The sequence below is a fragment of the Saccharopolyspora sp. NPDC047091 genome, assembly GCF_040643635.1.
GTDB lineage: Bacteria > Actinomycetota > Actinomycetes > Mycobacteriales > Pseudonocardiaceae > Saccharopolyspora_C.
In genome coordinates this window covers 1-21,087 of record NZ_JBEYUS010000013.1, presented here as the reverse complement: position 1 = coordinate 21,087, position 21,087 = coordinate 1, and the positions used below count along the sequence as shown (strand labels likewise).

Here is a 21,087-nt window from a genome sequence, read left to right as displayed (position 1 = left end):
CGGGCTCGCCCTTCAGTGCGGAAGAACGCACTTCTGCCCGCGGCGGCAACCGAACAGCGGTGTCCGGCATGCGCACATCACGTTTTTCCCAGGCAGGAAGCGCGCGAAACGGATCCGCCCACCGCCCGGCGCGCGCCGCGGGGCAAGCCACCCGATGGTCCCGCGCACGACGGCGGAGCCGATCCGAAACCTTAGGGGGTCGATATCCGGTCGGTCACGATCAGTGCATCGACTCGACTAAAGGGGGTAGTCGCGGTGGATCTTGAACCCGGAGAATGCGGGAGCGGCGAAAGGTTGCTGTGATCAGACTCACCCCTGGGGAAATTCGGGAGAGCGGCCGGTAGGCCACGGCCTGTCGGGGCCGGCCGCCCTCCCGGCACGACCAGGGGCACTGGTCCGCCGAACCCCATCGAAGTTGATCACAATTGGGGTACTCGTTCGGTCTACTCCACTTGTCGGTGCGCGCCCCGCGCGGTTCAGTCATGCCTGCCCACCCAGCACGCGGCGGACAGGACGACATGCGGCCGATCGAAGAGCACAGCGATGACCTCCGATGGCGGATTCCGTGCCACGACTCCGGAGGCGAGAATCGCTCCGTGTCGATCCTGGTCATGGGCGACCGGGTTGCCGTCGTGCTCCCACCCGGCGACACGCTGATCTTCGACGCGGACGAGGCGGACGACTTCGCGGCGCTGCTCGACAAGATCGCGACCTACACGGAACCGTCCAGCACCTGAGCCACGGGGAGCGCTCATGGCCCTCATCGACGCGGACCTGAGCTTCGACCCCCGCGACCCGTACTTCCCGCTGCCCGGCAGCGACCTCCGCTGGGCCGTGCAGGTGTTCACCACCGGCAACGGCTACGGGCTCGACCCGGCGAGCTGCCGCCTCCAGGACGGGCGGCTGCGCTGCGACCGGCTCGCCCTCCTCGGCGGGCAGCGCACCGCGGACGGCGGCGTCGACGTCGAGCTGCGCACCGGCGGCGACCACACCGAGTGGACCATCCACGTGCACCACCCGGAACCGGTGAAAGCGGTGAAGCTGCTGCTCACCGGGATTCCCGACGAGCCGTGGTGGGCGCCGAACACCGGCCGCGGCCGGGAACTCGGCGACCGCTTCCAGCTGGACTACCCCGGGCCCGAGTGGGCGACGCCGTGGGCGGCCTGCGGCGACCTCGCGCTCAGCGTGCGGGACCCGCTGGTGCGGCGGCAGATCCTGCACGTGCACCGGCCCGTCTACGCGCCGGGGCGGATCGTCGAGCTGGTGCACCTGCCCGCCGCCTCCGCCCGCACCACGAGCCACCGGGTGCCGCCGATCCGGCTGCGCCGCGGCGGCCTCGACGCCGACCTGGACGAACACCTGTCCTTCGTGGCGGACGCCCACCGGCTGGTGCCGTGGGAGCAGCGGACCGACGTGCCGGACTGGCTGCGGGACGTCGCGCTGGTCGTCACGCTGCACGGACAGCACTGGACCGGGCACGTGTTCAACACCTTCCCGGCGATGGCCGAGGCGCTGCGCTTCGTCACCCGGCACGTCGAGCCGCACCGGGTGCTCGCCTACCTGCCCGGCTGGGAAGGCCGCTACTACCACGACTACCCGCGCTACCGGCCCGGCGCGGACCTCGGCGGGGACGCCGGGTTCCACCGGTTCACCGAGGCCGCGCGCGAGCTCGGCGTGCGGCTGATGCCGATGTTCGGCGGGCACGGCGCCAACGTGACCGCCTACCCGGACTGGGAGCGGTCGGTGATCCGCAACGACACCGGGCGCTACGCGGAACTGCTCAACCGGCCCGACTGGGACGGCGACCGCACCGGCGAGGGCGACCAGGTGTTCCTCAACCCGGGCGAGCCGCGGTTCCGGGCGCACCTGGTCGAGTCGGTGTCGGCGATCGTGCGCGAGTTCGGGGTGGACGCGGCGTTCTTCGACACCCTCGGCTACTGGTTCAACGATCCGCGGTTCGAGCTGGTGGACGGCTACCGGCGGCTCGTCGCGGAGCTGCGCGGCCGGCACCCGGAACTGCTGCTGGCCGCGGAGGGCTGGTGGGACGCGCTGTCCGCGCTGTTCCCGCTGAGCCAGCAGTGGTTCGGCGTGGACCGGGACCTGCGGGAGCCGCGGGTGCTGACCCGGTACGCGCGCACCACCGGGCACCTCGCGGAGGGCACGCCCGGGCCCGGCAGCACCGGGGTGCACGAGAAGGGCTTCGTGCGCCGGCCCGCGGACGTGGCCCGGCCCGGGCACATCCCGGTCGTCGGCATCGTCGGCGACACGCTCGCCGAGCACGCGGACGAGGTCGCCGCGATCGCCCGGTGGGCCCAGGCGCACCCGCCGAGGTGAGCCGGGCCGGGTGCGGTCGGCCGAACGGGCGCGCCGGGGCGGGCGGCGAGCGGCACGCCCTCGGGCGAGCGGGCCGTTCGCCCCGCGGGTCAGGTGGTGCGTTCGTGGGACTCGGCGCGCAGGGCTTCCAGGACCGCGCGGATCGCGGGCCGGTCCGTGGCGCCGCGCCGGGTCACCGCCTCCACGTTGCGGCCCGCGCGCACCCCGGCCAGCGGGCGCAGCACCAGATTCGGGTTGTCCAGCACGAACCGCGGCAGCAGCGCCACCCCGTGCCCCGCCGCGACCAGCGCCTCGGTGATCCGGAAGTCGTTGATCCGCTGCACCACCTCCGGCCGGGTCCCGGTCCGCACCGCCAGCGAGCGCAGCACGTCGTCCACCGGGAACCCCACGTCCACCCCGATCCACGGCTCCTCGGCCAGCTCGGTGAGCTCCACCCGGTCCTTGCGGGCGAGCCGGTGGTCCGGCGGCAGCGCCACGTCGAGCGGTTCCCGGTACAGCGGCGTGATCTCCGCGCGGGCCGCGTCGAACGGCGGCGCGTGGTCGTCCCGGTGCGTCATCAGCACGTCGAAGTCGGCGAGCAGGCCCGGCACCTCCGACGGCTGCATGTCGACGTCGTGGAACTCCACTCGCAGCTGCGGCTGCGCGGCGAGCCTGCTCAGCAGACCCGGCAGCACCAGCAGCGCGCCGGACGGGAACGCGGCCAGCCGCACCGTGCCGCGCGGTGCCGAGCGGAAGCTGTTCAGCTCGGCGTCCATCCGCTCCAGCGCGGCCAGCACCTCGTCGGACCGCGCCACCAGCGCCCAGCCCGCGTCGGTGAGCCGCAGGCTGCGGCCCGCGGGTTCGGTCAGCGGCACGCCCGCCTCCGCTTGCAGCGCCTTGAGCTGCTGGGACACCGCCGACGGCGTGTAGTCCAGCGCTTTCGCCACCGCGGTGACGGTCCCCCGATCGGCCAGCTCGCGCAGCAGCCGCAACCTCCGAACCTCCATGAAGCGAAACTACACGGACGTTGCAGATAATCTCGCTTGTCCTTCATGGAGCGTCCGCGCAGGCTCGGTGCCGTGACCGCCCGAGACCGCCTCCTCGCCGCTTTCGTCGCCCTGCTGTGGGGCATCAACTTCCTCGCCCTCGACTACGCGCTGCGGTGGTTCCCGCCGCTGTTCTTCGCGGGGCTGCGCTTCCTGGTGATCGCGGTGCCGACCGTGCTGCTGGTGCCGCTGCCCGGGGTGAAGTGGCGGTGGCTGCTGGGCTACGGGCTCGGGTTCGGCACCGTGCAGTTCGCGTTCCTGTTCCTGGCGATGGACGCGGGCCTGCCGACCGGGCTCGCCTCGCTGGTGCTGCAGGCGTCCGCGCCGTTCACGGTGCTGCTCGGCGGGGTGCTGCTGCGGGAGCGGATCCGGCCGGTGCAGGCCGCGGGCATCGCGATCGCCGTGCTGGGCATGGCCGCCATCGGCTGGCACCGGGCGCAGGCGGCGGCGCTGCTGCCGGTGCTGCTCGCGCTGTGCGGCGCGCTGGGCTGGGCGATCGGCAACCTGTGCAGCCGCAAGGCGCAGGCGCCGAACCCGCTGCGGCTGACGCTGTGGATGTCGATCGTGCCGCCGGTGCCGATGTTCGTGCTGTCCGCGTTCCTGGAAGGGCCCGGCACCGGCTGGCGGGCGGTCGCCGGTTCCGTGCTGTCCCCCGCCGGGTGGGCGGCGCTGGGCGGGCTGGCGTTCACCTCGCTGCTGGCGACCGTGGTCGGCTCCGGGCTGTGGACGACGCTGCTGGCGCGGTACCCGGCGAGCACCGTGGCACCGTTCTCGCTGCTGGTGCCGATCGTCGGCGTCACCTCGGCGTGGCTGGTGCTGGGCGAGCAGCCGCACCCGGTCGAGCTCGCCGCCGGGGCGGTCGTCGTCGGCGGAGTCCTCCTCGGCAGCCGCCCGCCCCGCGCCACCCCGCCACCCCTCGAACCCGTCGCGCCCCCGCTCGAAGCGGCACCGGCGACCGGAGAACACCGGAACGCGTGACCGGCCCCCGCGGAGCGGCAGGAGGTCCCACGGGCGCGATGCCCCACCGGCGCGTCCGGACGGCCCGGCCTGGGGAGCCTCATCGGAGTCGCAGCAGACGTCGACGAGCGCGATGCCGGGACCGCCGCGGTCAGTAGGTGAAGCGGTGGGTCTTCTCCGGGTGGAGGGTGCAGCGGAGAACTCCGGCGGCGAGCATGGCGTCGAGGTCGGCGATGCGCGTCGGGTCGGTCAGGTCCCAGTAGCGGGCGGCGAGGCGGCGGGCCAGGTCCTCCGCCCCGTCCGGTTCGAAGGTGACGCGACCGGCCACCGACACCCAGTGCTCGCGCTCCCCCACCGGGGCGGCGACGACGAGCGAGGCGCGCGGATCGCGCTCCAGCCGCCGCACCTTGAGCGAGCCGGGTTCGGTGAACAGGTGGATCGTGCCGTCGGCGGCGGCGTCGAACCAGACCGGGCGGGGTTGCGCCGGGACCGGGGCCGCCGCGACGGTCAGGAAACCGTGCAGCGGGCGCCGGAGGAGTGCGAGGTCTTCGGTGGTCGGGGTGCCGGTGTTCATGGTCTTCCCTCCGCTTTCGCCGTGTGGTCGGAGAAGTGCTTTTCAGTCCTTTGTGGATGCAGATGGCCCGCCCGCCCCCGAGCGGCGCTCACCCCCAGGCGCCCGCCGCGGCGGCCCGCACCACGTAGTCCTCGAACGTGCGGGGCGCGCGCCCGAGCAGGGCCGCGAGTTCGCCGGTGGTCTCGGCGATCAGCCCGTCCGCCATCAGCTCGAACATCGCGACCACGTCGTGCGCGTCCGCCGCGGGCACGCCCTCCGCGATCAGCGCCGCCTCGTACGCGGCGGGCGCGGTGCGGCGGTAGGTGATCGACCGCCCGGTGGCGCGGGAGATCAGGTCGACGACCTCACCGAAGGTGATGGCGCGCGGTCCGGACAGCTCGTAGGTCCGCCCGGCGTGCCGTCCCGGCTCGGTGAGCACCGCGGTGGCGGCGTCGGCGACGTCCTCGACGTCGATGAACGGTTCCGGCACCGGCCCCGCGGGCAGCGCGAGTTCCCCGGCCAGCAGCGCGGGCAGGAACACCTCCTCGTCGAAGTTCTGCGCGAAGTTCGACGCGCGCAGCACCGTCCACTCCAGCGCCGAACCGCGCACCGCGTCCTCCGCGGACCGCATGTCCCGCCCGAAGTCCGACTCCCCCCAGCGGTCGGCACCGCGCCCGGACAGCAGCACCAGCCGCCGCACCCCGGCCGCCGCGGCGCGGGCCACGAAGTCGTGCGCGGGCCCCGGTTCGCGCGGCGCCACCAGGTACACGGCGTCCACGCCGCGCAGCACCGCGTCCCAGCCCGCCGGGTCGTGCCAGTCGAAGCGGGTGGCGCTGGACCGGGACGCGGCCCGCACCGGGACGCCGCGCAGCCGCAGCCGGGGGACGATGCGGCGGCCGGTCTTGCCGGTGGCGCCGAGGACGAGGGTCGTGTCGGTCATGCCACCGATTCAACGCGCCCGGACCGGACGCGCACATGGGTGAAGAGCCGGATCGCCTGTCCGTTCGTCTACGCTCGACGGGGTGGATGCGTTCAGCGACTTGATCCGCGGGGTGCGGGCGCACGGTTCCCTGTTCGGCACGACGACCGTCTCGCCGCCGTGGTCGCTGCACTTCGCGGACGGCGCGCCGCTCACGCTCGTCACCGCGCTGACCGGCTCGGGCTGGGTCGTGCCTGCGGGCCTGCCGCCGGAGCGGCTGCGCGCCGGGGACACGATGATCGTGCGCGGACCGGGGACGTTCGCCTTCGTCGACGAGGTCGGCACGAGCGCGGAGCCCGTCGAGTGCGGGGTGGACTGCGCGACGCCGGAGCAGGGCGGCGCGCGGCACCGGCTCGGCTGGAGCGACCCGGCCGGGGACGCGGGAGCGACCACGCTGATCACCGGCGCGTACCCGGCGCGCGGCGAGATCAGCCGCAGGCTGCTGGACGCGCTACCGGTGCTGCTGCGGGTGGACGCCGGGGGCACCGCGGACCCGGTGCTGGAGCAGCTGGCCGCCGAGGTCGCCGTGGACGCGCCCGGCCAGCAGGTGGTGCTGGACCGGCTGCTGGACTGGATGCTGGTCTGCACGCTGCGCTCGTGGTTCGACCGGCCCGGCGGCGAACCCCCGGCCTGGTGGGCGGCGCAGCACGACCCGGTGGTGGGCGCCGCGCTGCGGCTGCTGCACGAGGAACCGGCGGCGCCGTGGACGGTCGGCGCGCTGGCGTCCCGCACCGGGGTGTCGCGGTCGACGATGGCGAAGCGGTTCGCGGAACTGGTGGGCGAGCCGCCGTTGACGTACCTGACGCGCTGGCGGATGACGCTGGCCGCGGACCTGCTGGTGGACCGGGAGGCGGCGACGGTCGCGGAGGTCGCGCGGACCGTCGGCTACGCGGACCCGTTCGGGTTCAGCTCCGCGTTCAAGCGGGTCCGCGGCATCAACCCGAGCGAGTTCCGGCAGGCGGCGGCCCGCTGATCTCCTCCGCGTAGTGGCAGGCGACCCGGTGCCCGGTGCCGAGGGTGCGCAGCTCGGGGCGTTCGGTGTCGCACCGCTCCGGCCGCCGCCACGGGCAGCGGGTGTGGAAGCGGCAGCCGGTGGGCGGATCGGCCGGGGACGGCAGGTCGCCGGAGAGCAGGATCTGCTCGCGCCGGTCCTCCACCCGCGGGTCGGGCACGGGCACCGCGGACAGCAGCGCCTTCGTGTACGGGTGGCGCGGCGCGGTGTACAGCTCGTCGGACCCGGCCTCCTCCACGAGCCCGCCGAGGTACATGACGCCGACCCGGTCGGCGATGTGCCGCACCACGGCGAGGTCGTGCGCGATGACCAGGTAGGTGAGGCCGAACTCGCCCTGGAGGTCTTCCAGCAGGTTCACCACCTGCGCCTGCACCGATACGTCCAGCGCGGACACCGGCTCATCGGCGATGACCAGGTCGGGTCCGACGGCGAGCGCCCGGGCGATGCCGATGCGCTGGCGCTGCCCGCCGGAGAACTCGTGCGGGTACTTGCGCAGCGCCGAGACGGGCAGGCCCACCGCGGCGAGCAGCTCGCGCAGCCGGGCGGCGGTCGAGTCGCGGCCCCGGTCCAGGTCGTGCGCGCGCATCCCCTCCACCAGCAGCGCCTCCACGGACTGCCGCGGATCCAACGAGGACAGCGGGTCCTGGAACACCATCTGCATGCGGCGGCGCATCCGGCGCAGCGATTCGCCCTTCATCCCGGACAGGTCGGTGCCGTCGAACACGACGCGGCCGCCGGTGGGCCGTTCGAGCCGCAGCAGGGCGCGGCCGAGGGTGGACTTCCCGCAGCCGGATTCGCCGACGAGGCCGTAGGTCTCGCCGCGCCGCACGCCCAGCGTCACCCCGTCCACGGCGTGCACGTGGCCGACGGTGCGGTCCAGCACCACGCCGCGCTTGATCGGGAAGTGCACGGCGAGGTCGGTGACCTCGACGAGCACCTCGCGGTCCGCGGTGCCGGCAGGCGCGGCGAGCGCGCCGGGTGTCGTGTTCGTCATGACTGCTCCGCGGTGCTGGCGGCGATCTCCCGGACCGGGTTGTGGCAGCGCAGCAGCCGCGCTCCCACGTCGATGGACGCGTCCGGTGGTTCCTGCCCGCACACGTCGAGGGCGTTCGGGCAGCGCGGGCTGAACGCGCACCCGGTGTCCCACGGGATGTTGTCGCTCACCGAGCCGCGGATCGGCGCGAGCCGCCGCCCGCGCGGCGAGTCCAGCCGCGGCACCGAGGCGAGCAGCCCCGAGGTGTAGGGGTGGCGGGGCCGGGCGAACAGCTCGTGCCGGGTGGCGCGCTCCACGACGCGGCCCGCGTAGAGCACGTTCACCTCGTCGCACAGCCCGGCGACCACCCCCAGGTCGTGCGTGATCATGATGAGCGCGGTGCCGGTATCGGCGACGAGCGTGGCCAGCAGGTTCAGGATCTGCGCCTGGATCGTCACGTCGAGCGCGGTGGTCGGCTCGTCGGCGATGAGCAGCCGCGGCCGGCAGGCCAGCGCCATCGCGATCAGCGCGCGCTGCCGCATCCCGCCGGAGAGCTGGTGCGGGTACTCCTTGAGCCGCCGCGTCGGGTCCGGGATGCCGACGCGGCGCAGCAGGTCCGCGGCCTCCGGCATGGCCTGCTTGCGGGCGAGGCCGCGGTGCCGCTCGATGACCTCGGAGACCTGCAATCCGATCGGCACCACGGGGTTCAGCGAGGTCAGCGGGTCCTGGAACACCATGCCGAGGTCGCTGCCGCGCCGCCGGTCCAGCTCCTTCTTGCCGAGCGAGAGCAGTTCGGTGCCGTCGAACCGCACGGAGCCGCCGACTTCGGCGCCGCGCGGCGGCAGCAGGCCCATGATGGCGAGCGAGGTGACGGACTTGCCGCACCCGGATTCGCCGACGAGCCCGACGGTGCGGCCCGGTTCGACGTCGAAGGAGATGCCGTCGACCGCGGTGACCGGTGGTTCGCCGCGGCGCGCGAACACCACCGACAGGTCGCGGACTTCCAGCAGTGCCATATCCGAGGTCCTCACAGGTGGGTGGTCGCGGGCGGCGCGCTCAGCGCCGCCGCTTCGGGTCCAGTGCGTCCCGCAACGACTCGCCGACCAGGGTGAAGCCGAGGGCGACGAGGATGATGCAGCCTGCGGGCCAGAACGCCAGCTGCGGGTGCGAGTCGATGACGTCCTGCGCACCCCCGAGCATCTGGCCCCATTCCGGCACCGAGTCGTCGGCGGCGCCGAGGCCGAGGAACGACAGCGCCGCCGCGTCGATGATCGCGGTGGCCAGCACGAGCGTGGCCTGCACGATCACCGGTCCGAGCGCGTTGGGCAGCATGTGCCGGAACACGATGGCGCTCTCCCGCACGCCCAGCGCCCGCGCGGCGAGCACGTGGTCGCTGGCGCGCTGGGCGAGCATGGTGCCGCGCAGCAGCCTGCCGAAGATCGGCACCTGCACGAGCGCGACGGCGAGGATCACGGTGAACCGGTTCTGCTGGGTGAACAGCGCCCCGATGGACACGGCCAGCAGCAGCGACGGGACGGACAGCAGCACGTCCACGACGCGCATGACGAGCGCGTCGACCCAGCCACCGAACGCGCCGGCGAGCAAGCCGAGGACCAGCCCGCCGCCGAGCCCGATGACGGTGGCCAGCAGCGCCACCAGCAGCGTCTGCTGCGAGCCGAGCAGCAGCCGGGACAGCAGGTCGCGGCCGTACTGGTCGCCGCCGAGCGGATGTCCGGGCTGCGCGGGCGGAATCGTGTTGTCGGCGCGCGAGACCTGGTTCTCCAGCAGGTGCAGCCCGGGGTCGTGCGGGGCGAGCAGCGGCGCCGACACGGCGAGCAGCACGAACAGTCCGATGAGGGCGGCGCCGACGAGGAACACGGGGCTGTACCGCAGCCGCCGCCACGCGGAGGCGACGAGGCTGACGCCGAGGTCCGCCGCGGCCAGGTCGTCGATGCGCGCCTTGCGCGCGGTCCGGGTCACCACGGTCACCTCGCCCGCAATCGGGGGTCGATCAGCGCGTACGAGAGGTCCACGAGCAGGTTGACCACCACGTACACCATCGCCGCCGCCAGGATCACCACTTGCAGCACCGGGAAGTCCTTGCGCTCGAAGCCGACGGCGACGGCCTGGCCGATCCCGGCGATGTTGAACACCCGCTCGGTGAGCACCGCGCCGGCCAGCAGCGCCCCGGTCTGCAGCCCGACGGTGGTGACGACCGGCAGCATCGCGTTGTGCAGCACGTGCCTGCGCCGGATCACCGCGCCGCTGAGGCCTTTGGCGCGGGCGGTGCGCACGTAGTCCTCGTCGAGCACGTCGAGGACGGCGGCCCGGGTGATCCGGAAGATCACCGCGAACGGGATCGTGGACAGCGCGACCGCGGGCAGCGCCAGGTGCACCAGCGCGTTCCACGCGGCGTCCCACTCGCGGGTGAGGAGCCCGTCGAGGACGTAGAAGCCGGTGACGCGGGTGGCGTCGAGCCCGATGTCCTGCCTGCCGGAGGCGGGCAGCCAGCCGAGCTGCACGGCGAACACGAACTTCAGCAGGAACGCCAGGAAGAACACCGGCACCGCGACGCCGACGAGCGACCAGGTGATGCTCAGGTTGTCCCACCAGCCGCCGCGGCGGCGCGCGGCGAGGTAGCCGAGCGGGATGCCGACGGCGACGGCGAGCAGCAGCGCCAGCAACGAGAGCTCGATGGTCGCGGGGAAGCGGGTGAGGAACACCTCCACCGCGGGCGATCCGCGCTGCACGCCGGTGGAGGTGCCGAAGTCGCCGCTGAGCGCGCGCAGCAGGAATCTCCCGTACTGCGACCAGATCGGCTGGTCCAGGCCGAGCTGCGCTTCGAGCGCGGCGCGGGATTCCGGGGTGGCGCGGTCGCCGAGCAGCGCCGACACCGGGCCGCCGGGCAGCAGCCGCAGCCAGCCGAACAGCAGCACGGACAGGACGAAGACGACGAGCACCAGCTGTGCCAGTCTCCGGATCGTGTAGCGGAGCAAGCGTCCCCCGGGTTGTGCGGTACTGCGTCCTCTGCGGGTCGGTTCGGGTCCGATGTGGACGGTGGATCCCCCGGTGCGGCCGCCGCGATCGCGCGGGATCGCGGCGGCCCCCGGGTCAGCCGGTGACGGTGACCCCGGCGAACTCCTCGGCGGTCAGCGGGGACGGGACGAGCCCGTGCACGTTCTCGCCGACGACGATCGCGGGCGGCGAGTGCGACAGCGGGACGGCGGGCAGGTAGTCGGCCAGCAACTTCCGGTTGACCTCCTGGTACATCCCGTTGCGCTTCACCTCGTCCGGTTCGCCGTCGGCGGCCCGGAGTTCGGCGGCCAGCTGCTCGCCCCACGGGGATTCCGCGGTGTAGAAGCGGTTCGTGGGCGTGCCGAAGAAGGTGCCGATGAAGTTGTCCGGCGTGTTGTAGTCCCCGGTCCAGCCGAGCAGGAACACGTCGGCGCGCGCGTTGTCCACGTCGTCGATGTAGCCGCCGTTCCACGGCTTGCTCACCGCGTTCACCGTGATGCCGACCTCGCGGAGGTCTTCGGCGAGCGCGTTGTAGATGCCCTGCGGGTCCGGCATGTAGGGCCGGGTGACCTCGGCGGGCCAGTAGAAGGTCAGGGTGAGGTCGCCGGCCCCGGCTTCGGCGAGCAGCTGCCGGGCGCGGGCCGGGTCGTGCGGGTACTGCTGCACATCGGGCGCCCAGCCGTCGACGGTGTCCGGGTAGAACTGGGTGGCGACCTCGGCGCCCTCGGGCAGGTTCGCCTTGACGAGGTTCTCCCGGTCCACCGCGTGCGCCAGCGCCTGGCGCACCCGCAGGTCCCGCAGCTTCGGGTTGTTCTTCTGCGTGATCCCCAGGTACATGACGTTGAACGGGTCGCGGACCTCGACCTGGTTCCCCGCGTCCCGCAACGACTTCAGGTCGGCGGCGTTGGGCAGGTCGTAGCCGTCGATGCCGCCCGATTCGAGTTCCTGCTTGCGGGTGGTCTCGTCCGGGATGATCCGGAACGTGAGGTCGTGCAGCTTCGCGGGCTCGCCCCAGTAGTCGTCGTTGCGCTCCAGCCGGATCGCGGCGTTGCCCTGGTCGTAGGAGACGAACCGGAACGGTCCGGTGCCGGTCGGGTGCGACTGCGCGTATTCGGGGTAGGCGAAGCTGTCGCCTTCGGCGCGCACGTCGTTGGCGCGGTAGCGGTCCATCGCGGTCGGCGACTGCATGCTGAACGCGGGCAGGCCGAGCAGGTCGGGGAACTTGGAGGTGGCGCGGGTGAGGTGCACGACCGCGGTCGCCGGGTCGGGGCTCTCGCAGGAGTCGTAGAGCGAGGGCCGCGCGCCGTCGGCGAACCCGCCGAAGTTCTCGATCCAGTAGTACGACAGCGCGTTGTTCTGCCCGGCGCCGGTCTGGTGGTACCAGCGCTCGAAGTTCTTGCAGACCGCGTCGGCGTCGAAGGCGGTGCCGTCGTGGAACTTCACGCCCTGCCGCAGGTGGAAGGTCCAGGTCGTGCCGTCGGGGGTGTGCTCCCAGCGTTCGGCGAGCTCCGGTTCGACGTCGGCGGTGCCCGCCTTGAATCCGACGAGGCCTTCCATGATCTGGCGGGTGACGCGGAACGTCTCGCCGTCCGAGGCGTAGAACGGGTCGAACAGGTCGGGGGCGCCCGCGGCGCCGAAGGTGAGGCTGCCACCGTCGCCGCCGCCCTCGCCGCGTTGGGATTCGGCGCATCCTGCCGCTGCGGCCGCCACGAGCGCGCAGGTGATCCCCGCGATCGCGGCCCGGCGCCGGACGCCGGGCGAGTGCGGTCTCGACGGAGCTCTCATCACAGCACCTCGATGTGTCTCAGGTCTCACATTGCGGAGAACAATAGCCCGCGAAACGCCGCCGCCGAAGTAGGTCAGGTTACGATCTCGCTACCCTCGCAGAATCGGCGCGCACGAATTTTCCCAGCGATCACCAGAAATTCTGGCAATGCCAGACTATGCCCTTGACCTGCTATTTCACTGCGGCAACCGAGTCCGAATTCCCGCACTAACGCGGTTTTCCGAGCGCATAATTGACCCGGATGGCGCAACCCGGTGCACCGTTCACCGCCGCATTCCGCGCGATATCGGGGAAATGATCTTCAGCGTTCCGCGGTCGATTCCCGGTTCCGGACGACCGCGATTCCCGCCGGACGGATCAGCCGGGTGCACCGGTCGCGGCGGGCCCGATGCGGACGTCCGCGCGGGCGCGGGTGCCGTCCGCGGCGAACCACTCCTGCTCGAAGCGCTGCCAGCGGCGCAGCTCGCCGCGCGCGTCCTCGCCATCGCGCGCCACGGCCCGCTCCAGCCGCAGCGCCGCGCCCACCGGCTCTACCCAGACCACTGTGGACAATCGGGGCGCGATGGCGGCGCGGGCGGCGGAAACCCCTTCCAGCACCAGGACTTCCGGCACCGGCACCGGCACGTGCGCGCCCGGCACCGGACGCCCGCCCGGCCACTCGGTGCGCCGGTACCCGCCCGGCGACCCCGCGGCCAACGGCTCCAGCACCCCCGCGCGCAACCGCGGCCACCACTCCACCGGCTCGTCCCAGGTGGCGAAATCATCGGTGCGGACCAGCCGGGCGTCGACCGCACCCAGCCGGGACAGCAGCAGATCGGCGAACGTGGACTTGCCCGCACCGGACGGCCCGTCCACCGCCAGCACCCGCACCGGGCCCAGCCGCGCGGGCGCCGCCAGCAGGTGCGCGATCGCCGCCTCGGCGGCCCGGTCGAACTCGCTCACCACCGCGCCTCGGCCCGGTGGCGGGACGCCCGGCGCCCCGCCACCCGCCTCACATCGCGCGGCGGCCCGACAGGGCGCGCCCCAGCGTCAGCTCGTCCGCGAACTCCAGGTCACCGCCCATCGGCAGCCCCGAGGCCAGCCGCGTCACGTTCAACCCGGGGAAGTCCCGCAGCATCCGCACCAGGTACGTCGCCGTCGCCTCCCCCTCGGTGTTCGGGTCCGTCGCGATGATCACCTCGGTGATCTCGTCGGTCCCGATGCGGGTCAGCAGCTGGCGCACCCGCAGCTGGTCCGGCCCGATGCCCGACAACGGGTCCAGCGCACCGCCGAGCACGTGGTAGCGGCCCTTGAACTCGCGGGTGCGCTCCACCGCGAGGACGTCCTTGGGCTCCTCCACCACGCACACCAGCGCGGTGTCGCGGCGCGCGTCCTGGCAGATCCGGCACTTCTCCTGCTCGGAGACGTTGCCGCAGATCTCGCAGAACATCACGCCTTCCTTGACCTTCTGCAGCACTTCCTGCAGCCGGGTCACGTCCGCCGGTTCCGCCGCGAGCAGGTGGAAGGCGAGGCGCTGGGCGCTCTTCGGACCGATGCCGGGCAGCCTGCCCAGCTCGTCGATCAGATCCTGGACCGGACCTTCGTACACTGTGGACTCTCCGTCACATGCCGGGCAGGCCGAGCCCGCCCAGTCCCTGACCGCCGCCCAGCGCGCCGGTCACCGGGCCCATCTTCTCGGCCTGGAGCTCCTGCGCGGCCCGGTTCGCGTCGCGCACCGCCGCCACCACCAGGTCCGAGAGCGTCTCGGTGTCCTCGGGGTCGGCAGCCTTCGGGTCGATGGTCACCGACTTGAGCTCGCCGGTGCCGCTGACGACCGCCGTCACCAGCCCGCCGCCCGCGCTGCCGGTCGCTTCCGCGTCGGCGAGTTCCTGCTGCGCGCTCATCAGCTGCTGCTGCATCTGCTGCGCCTGTTCCATGATCTGCTGCATGTTCGGCTGGCCGCCCGGTTGCACCGTGGTCCTCCAGAGCTGTTCGCGGTCGCCGCTGGGATTCGTCGCGTGGGCTGTCGATCGCGCCCGGCGTTCCGGCTCGACCGGCCCGAACCCAGCGTGGGCACGTGCCCGGAACGGGCACTCCGCCCAGGGTAGTCGTGCCGGGCCCGCCCCGGCCGCGACCACCCGCCGTGTCGGCCCGCGGCTCAGCTCGGCCGGTGGAAGGTGACGGTGAGGCCGCCGCACGACGGGCAGTTGCGCATGACGTCGTTGCCCGGTTCCTGGTCCTGCTTCGACCACGCGTACGCGCGCGGGCAGTGCTCGTTGAGGGCGTCGCTGTACGAGGTCTTCTCGTCCCGGCTCGGGTTCGTGCACAGCTGCGGCTGCCCGTCCTCGCCGCCGGTGAGGTCCTCCGGCGGGCAGTGCGCCAGCAGCGGTTCCGCGCAGCCGACCTGCTCGCACTGCCCGGAGTCCGGCGGCGGGTCGGAGTCGTCCGGTTCGATCGTGATCGGCAGCGACACCGCGTTGACGTAGCTGACGTTGTACCAGGGGGCGTCCGGGTCGGCGGGGTCGAAGTTGAACTCCGCCAGCCCGGCCGGTTCCTCCCCGGTGGTGCAGGTGTCCGCCTCCGGGCCGCAGTCGCCGATGGCGCAGTGGAAGTCGGCGCCCGGTTCGCCGGAGCAGCCCTGGCGGGCGAAGAACTTCCCGCGCCAGTGGCCCGCCTCGCCGGACTCGGGGACGGTGATCGTCGCGGACTCGCCGTCCGCCAGCACCGGCAGGCCGGTGAGCTGCGGTGAACCGTCCGGGTTGACGGTGCTGCCGATCCACAGCTCCTCGCCGGAATCGTTGACGAAGGTGACGGTGTGGTCCGGGGTCTCCTGGCGATCCGGGGTCTCCTGCGCGGTGGCCGACGCCGCCCCGGTGAGCAGGAGCAGGCCGGCGAGCAGGCACGCTGATGTCCGCATGGGTCCTCTTCGAGCAACGCGGCGGCTGAGCGGTCGCCGATCATCGTAGAACGCCGGGGCGGCCCTGCCGGTGCGGCGAATTTCCCAGGGTCCGGGCGGACCGGTTTCACCCCTGCGGCGGTAGCACCCGGCTCCGCCGGGTGGCCGGACGCGATCCGGCGGACGGCCCCGCCGCGTCGCCCACCGGCCGCAACGATCAAGGTGTTGATCACCACCTACCGGCAGGTCCCCGCGCGTCCCGCGCGTGACAAGGTGAGCGCATGGCGGTGGACATGGTGCGGTTGCTGGAACTGGCGAGCTGGCGGGCGTTCGACGTGGACGAGGCGGGGCGCGTGCTCGCCGGGTCCGACGAATCGGGCTCCACCCAGCTCGTGGAGCTCTCCCCCAACGGCGGCGCGACGGCGCTGACCGCGCTGTCCGGGGCGGTCACCGGCCGCTACCTGCCCGGCGAGCGCGCGGCGATCATCCAGCACGACACCGGCGGCAACGAGCGCGGTCAGCTGTCCCTGATGCGCCTGGACCGCCGCCGCACCCGGCCCGCCGAGCTCGACGACCTGCAGCCGCTGGTCCGGGACCCGCGCTACGTGCACCGGCTGCTGGACGTGCTGCCCGGCCGGCTCGTGTACGCCACGAACCGACGCAACGGCGTCGACTTCGACGTGGTCATCCGCAGCGCCCTCACCGGCGAGGAGATCGTCGTCTACGACGGCGGCGGCATGGTGCAGGAGGCCGCGGCCTCCCCCGACAGCCACTACCTGGCGCTGACCCTGCCCGGTGAGCAGCCGATGTCCGACCAGGTGCTGCTGGTCGACACGATGCCCACCACCGACGGCGAGCGCCTCCGGGTGCTCACCGGCCCCGGCGAGCACACCCGCAACACGCACGTCCGCTGGCTGCCCGACGACTCCGGGCTGGTGGTGAGCAGCAACGCGGACCGGGACCGCGTCGGCGTGGCCCGCATCGACCCGCGCACCGGCGACCGCACCTGGCTGGTGACCTCCGAGGAGCACGACCTGCTCGGCTGGCTGGCGCCGGACGGGAACTCGCTGCTGGTGCAGACGAACGACGACGGCGCGGGCCGGCTGGCGCTGCACGACGCGCGGACCGGGCGGCTGCGCCGGGAGGTCCCGCTGCCCGCCGACGGCTGGTGCGCGTTCCCGCTGCCCTCCCCGGTGTGGTCCCCCGATTCGCGGCTGGTCGCGCTGTCCTTCAGCGCCCCCGACGTGCCCGGCGACGTGCTGGTCCTCGACGCCGAGCAGGAGGACCCGCCGCTGGCGATGACCGACTCGGCGGCCGCGCTCGCCGGGGAACGGCTGGTGACGCCGTCGGTGCACCGCGTCCCCGCACCCGACGACGAGCAGGTGCCGTGCTTCGCGTACCGGCCCGCGGACCCCACCGGCTCCTCGGTGCTGATCATCCACGGTGGGCCGGAAGGCCAGTCGGTGCGCACCTTCAACCCGATCGTGCAAGCACTCGCCGCGCAGGGCCACACCGTGCTGGTGCCGAACGTGCGCGGCTCCACCGGCTACGGGAAGCGCTGGTACAGCGCCGACGACGGGCGCAAGCGGCTGGACTCGGTGCGGGACCTCGCGGCGCTGCACGACTGGCTGCCGAGCCTCGGGCTGGACCCGGCGCGGTCGGCGCTGTGGGGCGGCTCGTACGGCGGGTACATGGTGCTGGCCGGACTGGCGTTCCAGCCGGAGCGGTGGGCCGCCGGGGTGGACATCGTCGGCATCTCCTCGCTGGTGACGTTCCTGGAGAACACCTCGCCGTACCGGCGGGCGCACCGCGAGCGCGAGTACGGGTCGCTGGCCGCGGACGCCGAGTTCCTGCGGGAGGCCTCGCCGCTGACGCACGTGGACGCGATCTCGGCGCCGCTGTTCGTGATCCACGGGGCGAACGACCCGCGGGTGCCGCTGTCCGAGGCGGAGCAGCTGGCGACGGCGGTGCGCCGCGGCGGCGTCGAGTGCGAACTGCTCGTCTTCGACGACGAGGGCCACGGCTTGGCGAAGCGCGCCAACCGCCTCGACGCCTACCCGCGGGCGCTGGCGTTCCTCACCCGCCACCTGATCTGACGCACCAGGTGAATGGCCCACTCGCCCATTGAGGTTGGGCGGATGGGCCATTCACCTGCGCGGGACCGTCACTCGTCGATCTTGCGGGCGCCCAGTTCGGCGGCGAACAGCTGGACGGCCTCTTCCTCCCGGCCGCGGCGCGGCGCCGCTTCGGCGGCCGATGCAGGGGAGGAACCCGCGATCATCGACTCCTCGTCCTCATCGTCGTCCGGCGGCGGCGGTGCCGCGGGCGGCGGGTACGCGTCCTCCGGCGGAGGTTCGTCCTCGGGCGGCGGCTCCGGGGGCGGCGGGATGTCGTCGGAGCGGCCCCGGCCGGACGACGCACCGCGGCGGGCCGGGGCGGGGCGGCGCTGGCCGTTGCCGTTGCCGTTGCCGGATTCCGGCGGGCGCTGCTCCTGCTGCTGCGCGGCGCTCGGCCTGCTGTAGGTCGGCGGCGCGGCGGGTTGGGCCGGCTGCTGCGGGGCGGGCTTCGCGGCCCCGGCGGGGCGCTGCGGCGGCGGGGCGGACCCGGCTTCGACGCAGCGCACGTCGTAGTCGGTGCCCGCGCCGAGCACCTCGGCCATCGCCTCGCGCACGAAGTCGATGCGCCGCTGCTGCGCGAACTGCTTCACCAGCCCCGAGGTGGGCATGGTCAGCACCAGCGTGCCGTCGGCGTAGTCGTGCACCGTCGCGTTGAGCAGCAGCGCCTGGGTGGGCCGGTTGCGCTGGGCGACGGCGCGCAGCAGGTCGGTCCACACCCGGCGCACGTCGGCGGCGCCGAAGCCCGCGGAGTGCGCGGCGCCCGGGTCGGCGACGGCCGGTTCGGCCGGTTCGGAGTGCGCGGGCTGCGGAGCCGGCGCGGCGGCCTGCTGCGGTGCGGGCTGCTGGGGCGCGGCCTGCTGCGGTGCGGGCTCGGGACTCGCGGGCGCTTCCTCCGGGGCCGGGCTCGGCTGAGCCGGGGCGGCCTGCTGGGCTGCGCCCTGCGGAGGCTGTTCCTGCGGAGGCTGTTCCTGCGGAGGCTGTTCCTGCGGAGGCTGTTCCTGCGGAACCTGGGTCTGCGGCGCTCGGGCCTGCGGAGCCTGCGCTTGCGGAGCCGGTTCCTGCTCCGCCGGGGCGGCCTCCTGCGGTGCCGGAGCCTGCGGCGCGCCGCGCTCCTCGGCCCGGGGTTCGGCCGACGGCTGCCGGTCGCTGGGCCGCTGGAACACCCGCTTCCCCGCGGCCGCGTCCCCCGCGGGAGCAACAGCGGCGGCCGGAGCGGCGGGTGCCGCGGCCCCGTCGGTCCCGGCGGGCGGCGCGAGCGTCATGCGCCGTTCGACCTGCTCGACGCGCTGCAGCAGCGCGCTCTCCGATTCGGACACGGCGGGCAGCATCATCCGGGCGCACAGCAGTTCCAGCAGCAGCCGCGGCGCGGTCGCACCCCGCATGTCCTGCAGCCCGGTGTGCACGATCTCGGCGAACCGGGACAGCGTCGCGGCGCCGAGCTGCTCGCTCTGGGTCTGCATCTTGGTGAGCTCGTCGCCCGCAGCATCGATGAGCCCGCGGCTGCCCGCGTCGGGCACCGCGTGCAGCAGCACCAGGTCGCGGAGCCGGTCGAGCAGGTCGGTGGCGAAGCGGCGCGGGTCGTGCCCGGCTTCGACGAGCTTGTCGACGGTGCCGTACACCGAGGCGCCGTCCCCGGCGGCGAGCGCGTCCACCATGTCGTCGATGAGCGCCACGTCGGTGACGCCGAGCAGCGCGACCGCCCGCTCGTAGGTGACCCCGTCGTCCCCGGCGCCGGCGAGCAGCTGGTCGAGCACGCTGAGCGTGTCGCGCGCCGAACCGCCGCCCGCGCGGATCACCAGCGGGTACACGGCCGGTTCGACCTGCACGCCCTCGTCGCCGCAGATGCGTTCGAGCAGTTCGCGCATCACCCCGGGCGGCATCAGCCGGAACGGGTAGTGGTGCGTCCGGGACCGGATGGTGGTGAGCACCTTGTCCGGTTCGGTGGTGGCGAACACGAAGATGAGGTGTTCGGGCGGCTCTTCGACGATCTTCAGCAGGGCGTTGAAGCCCTGCGTGGTCACCATGTGCGCTTCGTCGATGATGAAGATGCGGTACCGCGATTGGGCGGGCGCGAAGAAGGCCCGGTCGCGGAGTTCGCGGGTGTCGTCGACGCCACCGTGGCTGGCCGCGTCGAGTTCGACGACGTCGACGCTGCCCGAGCCTTCCGGGGCGAGCGCCACGCACGAGTCGCACTCCCCGCACGGGTCCGGCGTGGGCCCCTGCGCGCAGTTCAGCGACCGGGCGAGGATGCGCGCGCTGGACGTCTTGCCGCAGCCGCGCGGCCCGGAGAACAGGTACGCGTGGTTGATGCGCTGCGCCGACAGTGCGGTGCGCAGCGGTTCGGTGACGTGCTCTTGGCCGACGACCTCAGCGAAGGTCGCCGGACGGTACTTGCGGTAGAGGGCGAGCGCCACGGTCGGAACCCTACGCGGTGGCACCGACGCCCCGGATCGGGACGTGGGGTGCGGGCGGCCGGGGAAAAGTAAGCGGGACCCCGTGCACCCGCCAGAGCCCGCTTACCCTTGCTGCCTTCCGGCCCTGGGGGAGTTCACAGGATGGACGCCGCACGGAGTCCCACCAAGAGTCTAGCGCGTACCCCGGCGGGCTTCGAACCCCCTCCGGGCCACCACCGGTGCGAGGCTCACCACCAGGGCCGGTCGTCGCCTGATTCGGCCGATTCGGGCATGATCTGCTGCATGTCTCTGCGGATCTCTTTTGCCGGTCGCCGGGCGCTCGTGCTCGGCAGTGCGGTCGCGGCTCTCGCGCTGACCGCGTGCACGCCCCCTGGTGCTCCGTCCACCCAGCCGCCCGGACCGGGCACGCCGCCGCCCCCGGAGGTGCAGGAGCAGCAGAGCGGCGGTGGCGGGCAGGCGTTCGAGGGCACGCTGGCGCAGCCCGGCGGGCAGGGGGGCGCGTTCACCTACAACCCGCAGCTGGCCCCGGAGGGCGCGCAGGTGAAGGCCACCGTCGACGGCTCCGAGCAGTCCACGGTGGTGACCTTCACCGTCTCGGGCCTGCAGCCGAACCGCGGGTACGCGGCGCACGCGCACGTGAACGCGTGCGGGCCGACCGGGGACGCGGCGGGGCCGCACTTCCAGAACAGGCAGGACCCGGCGGCGGGCCCGGGCAACCCGTCCTCGGACCCGGCGTACGCGAACCCGCAGAACGAGATCTGGCTGGACCTGCAGACGGACGCGCAGGGCGCGGGCAGCTCCACGGCGACGGTCCCGTTCGGGATCACCGGCGAGCGGGCCCCGAAGTCGATCGTGCTGCACGAGGAGTCGAACACGAACACCGGCGCGGGCCAGGCGGGCACCGCGGGTGGTCGTGCCGCCTGCCTGAACATCCAGTCCTGAGCCCGGCGGGGGGGGGGGGCGGGGGGGCGCCCCCCCCCCCCCCCCCGCCCCCCCCCCCCCCCGCGGGCGCGGGCCGCCCGCGCCCCCCCCCCCCCGGGGGCGCAA

19 protein-coding genes and 1 other RNA gene are annotated in these 21,087 nt (G+C 73.5%); 6 read left to right on the top strand and 14 right to left on the bottom strand.

Annotated elements, in window-relative coordinates; genetic code table 11:
* The first annotated feature begins 596 nt into the window (after nt 1–596).
* Nucleotides 597–737: a hypothetical protein gene (locus ABZ805_RS08865; protein ID WP_358436495.1), complete on the top strand. Its 141-nt coding sequence runs from the start codon at nt 597–599 to the stop codon at nt 735–737.
* A 16-nt stretch (nt 738–753) separates the two neighbouring features.
* Nucleotides 754–2,334, top strand: coding sequence for a hypothetical protein (locus ABZ805_RS08860; protein ID WP_358436493.1), 1,581 nt, complete (start codon nt 754–756; stop codon nt 2,332–2,334).
* Nucleotides 2,335–2,423: 89 nt separating this feature from the next.
* Here the strand turns inward: ABZ805_RS08860 and ABZ805_RS08855 are convergent, their stop codons facing one another.
* Nucleotides 2,424–3,320: a LysR family transcriptional regulator gene (locus ABZ805_RS08855; protein WP_358436490.1), complete on the bottom strand. Its 897-nt coding sequence runs from the start codon at nt 3,318–3,320 to the stop codon at nt 2,424–2,426.
* Nucleotides 3,321–3,392: 72 nt separating this feature from the next.
* Between ABZ805_RS08855 and ABZ805_RS08850 the strand changes: the two genes are divergently transcribed.
* Complete coding sequence (locus ABZ805_RS08850; RefSeq protein ID WP_358436488.1) at nt 3,393–4,337, top strand: EamA family transporter; 945 nt, start codon at nt 3,393–3,395, stop codon at nt 4,335–4,337.
* A gap of 130 nt (nt 4,338–4,467) precedes the next feature.
* Here ABZ805_RS08850 and ABZ805_RS08845 read toward each other — a convergent pair whose 3' ends face one another.
* Together ABZ805_RS08845 and ABZ805_RS08840 are read right to left on the bottom strand one after the other, a co-directional pair.
* Nucleotides 4,468–4,890, bottom strand: a complete 423-nt coding sequence (locus ABZ805_RS08845; RefSeq protein WP_358436486.1) for a pyridoxamine 5'-phosphate oxidase family protein — start codon at nt 4,888–4,890, stop codon at nt 4,468–4,470.
* Between the two features lie 88 nt (nt 4,891–4,978).
* Entirely contained in the window at nt 4,979–5,809 is an 831-nt protein-coding gene (locus ABZ805_RS08840) for an NAD(P)H-binding protein (RefSeq protein WP_358436483.1), read from the bottom strand.
* Between the two features lie 82 nt (nt 5,810–5,891).
* Between ABZ805_RS08840 and ABZ805_RS08835 the strand changes: the two genes are divergently transcribed.
* Nucleotides 5,892–6,821: an AraC family transcriptional regulator gene (locus tag ABZ805_RS08835; RefSeq protein ID WP_358436481.1), complete on the top strand. Its 930-nt coding sequence runs from the start codon at nt 5,892–5,894 to the stop codon at nt 6,819–6,821.
* Here ABZ805_RS08835 and ABZ805_RS08830 read toward each other — a convergent pair.
* The 9 genes from ABZ805_RS08830 to ABZ805_RS08790 all read right to left on the bottom strand — a co-directional run bounded on the left by ABZ805_RS08830 (nt 6,784) and on the right by ABZ805_RS08790 (nt 15,530).
* On the bottom strand, nt 6,784–7,854 hold the full coding sequence (locus tag ABZ805_RS08830; protein ID WP_358436478.1) for an ABC transporter ATP-binding protein: 1,071 nt from the start codon (nt 7,852–7,854) through the stop codon (nt 6,784–6,786). The two genes, ABZ805_RS08835 and ABZ805_RS08830, sit on opposite strands and share 38 nt — an antisense overlap.
* A complete protein-coding gene (locus tag ABZ805_RS08825; protein WP_358436475.1) occupies nt 7,851–8,849 on the bottom strand; it encodes an ABC transporter ATP-binding protein in 999 nt (332 codons plus the stop codon). The genes ABZ805_RS08830 and ABZ805_RS08825 overlap by 4 nt, the downstream gene beginning before the upstream one ends.
* Before the next feature lie 40 nt (nt 8,850–8,889).
* Nucleotides 8,890–9,816, bottom strand: a complete 927-nt coding sequence (locus tag ABZ805_RS08820) for an ABC transporter permease (protein ID WP_358436472.1) — start codon at nt 9,814–9,816, stop codon at nt 8,890–8,892.
* 2 nt (nt 9,817–9,818) lie between these two features.
* On the bottom strand, nt 9,819–10,829 hold the full coding sequence (locus ABZ805_RS08815; protein WP_358436469.1) for an ABC transporter permease: 1,011 nt from the start codon (nt 10,827–10,829) through the stop codon (nt 9,819–9,821).
* Between the two features lie 115 nt (nt 10,830–10,944).
* Nucleotides 10,945–12,633, bottom strand: a complete 1,689-nt coding sequence (locus tag ABZ805_RS08810) for an ABC transporter substrate-binding protein (RefSeq protein WP_358436467.1) — start codon at nt 12,631–12,633, stop codon at nt 10,945–10,947.
* 358 nt (nt 12,634–12,991) lie between these two features.
* Nucleotides 12,992–13,576: a uridine kinase gene (locus ABZ805_RS08805; protein ID WP_358436464.1), complete on the bottom strand. Its 585-nt coding sequence runs from the start codon at nt 13,574–13,576 to the stop codon at nt 12,992–12,994.
* 49 nt (nt 13,577–13,625) lie between these two features.
* Nucleotides 13,626–14,222 (bottom strand): recombination mediator RecR, encoded by a 597-nt coding sequence (recR, locus tag ABZ805_RS08800; protein ID WP_224957109.1) that lies wholly within the window; start codon nt 14,220–14,222, stop codon nt 13,626–13,628.
* A gap of 13 nt (nt 14,223–14,235) precedes the next feature.
* Nucleotides 14,236–14,562, bottom strand: coding sequence for a YbaB/EbfC family nucleoid-associated protein (locus ABZ805_RS08795; protein ID WP_358436673.1), 327 nt, complete (start codon nt 14,560–14,562; stop codon nt 14,236–14,238).
* A gap of 209 nt (nt 14,563–14,771) precedes the next feature.
* On the bottom strand, nt 14,772–15,530 hold the full coding sequence (locus ABZ805_RS08790) for a thaumatin family protein (protein WP_358436461.1): 759 nt from the start codon (nt 15,528–15,530) through the stop codon (nt 14,772–14,774).
* A gap of 260 nt (nt 15,531–15,790) precedes the next feature.
* Here ABZ805_RS08790 and ABZ805_RS08785 point away from each other — a divergent pair, with 260 nt between their 5' ends.
* Nucleotides 15,791–17,605, top strand: coding sequence for a S9 family peptidase (locus ABZ805_RS08785; RefSeq protein ID WP_358436459.1), 1,815 nt, complete (start codon nt 15,791–15,793; stop codon nt 17,603–17,605).
* Nucleotides 17,606–17,673: 68 nt separating this feature from the next.
* Here the strand turns inward: ABZ805_RS08785 and ABZ805_RS08780 are convergent, their stop codons facing one another.
* Together ABZ805_RS08780 and ffs are read right to left on the bottom strand one after the other, a co-directional pair.
* Nucleotides 17,674–20,040 carry a DNA polymerase III subunit gamma and tau gene (locus ABZ805_RS08780; RefSeq protein ID WP_358436456.1) on the bottom strand — a complete coding sequence of 789 codons (2,367 nt, stop codon included), beginning with the start codon at nt 20,038–20,040 and terminating at the stop codon, nt 17,674–17,676.
* Nucleotides 20,041–20,108: 68 nt separating this feature from the next.
* Nucleotides 20,109–20,205, bottom strand: an RNA gene (gene ffs, locus ABZ805_RS08775) — signal recognition particle sRNA small type.
* Between the two features lie 117 nt (nt 20,206–20,322).
* Here ffs and ABZ805_RS08770 point away from each other — a divergent pair.
* Nucleotides 20,323–20,982, top strand: a complete 660-nt coding sequence (locus ABZ805_RS08770; RefSeq protein WP_358436453.1) for a superoxide dismutase family protein — start codon at nt 20,323–20,325, stop codon at nt 20,980–20,982.
* Nucleotides 20,983–21,087: the final 105 nt, after the last annotated feature.

What these genes read in the sequence shown, in the direction of transcription:
- ABZ805_RS08825 (WP_358436475.1), bottom strand. Translation starts at nt 8,849, where the DNA reads ATGGCACTGCTGGAAGTCCGCGACCTGTCGGTGGTGTTCGCGCGCCGC.
- ABZ805_RS08785 (WP_358436459.1), top strand. Translation starts at nt 15,791, where the DNA reads ATGGCGGTGGACATGGTGCGGTTGCTGGAACTGGCGAGCTGGCGGGCG.
- ABZ805_RS08810 (WP_358436467.1), bottom strand. Translation starts at nt 12,633, where the DNA reads ATGAGAGCTCCGTCGAGACCGCACTCGCCCGGCGTCCGGCGCCGGGCC.
- ABZ805_RS08855 (WP_358436490.1), bottom strand. Translation starts at nt 3,320, where the DNA reads ATGGAGGTTCGGAGGTTGCGGCTGCTGCGCGAGCTGGCCGATCGGGGG.
- ABZ805_RS08845 (WP_358436486.1), bottom strand. Translation starts at nt 4,890, where the DNA reads ATGAACACCGGCACCCCGACCACCGAAGACCTCGCACTCCTCCGGCGC.
- ABZ805_RS08860 (WP_358436493.1), top strand. Translation starts at nt 754, where the DNA reads ATGGCCCTCATCGACGCGGACCTGAGCTTCGACCCCCGCGACCCGTAC.
- ABZ805_RS08790 (WP_358436461.1), bottom strand. Translation starts at nt 15,530, where the DNA reads ATGCGGACATCAGCGTGCCTGCTCGCCGGCCTGCTCCTGCTCACCGGG.
- ABZ805_RS08795 (WP_358436673.1), bottom strand. Translation starts at nt 14,562, where the DNA reads ATGCAGCAGATCATGGAACAGGCGCAGCAGATGCAGCAGCAGCTGATG.
- ABZ805_RS08770 (WP_358436453.1), top strand. Translation starts at nt 20,323, where the DNA reads ATGTCTCTGCGGATCTCTTTTGCCGGTCGCCGGGCGCTCGTGCTCGGC.
- ABZ805_RS08840 (WP_358436483.1), bottom strand. Translation starts at nt 5,809, where the DNA reads ATGACCGACACGACCCTCGTCCTCGGCGCCACCGGCAAGACCGGCCGC.
- ABZ805_RS08830 (WP_358436478.1), bottom strand. Translation starts at nt 7,854, where the DNA reads ATGACGAACACGACACCCGGCGCGCTCGCCGCGCCTGCCGGCACCGCG.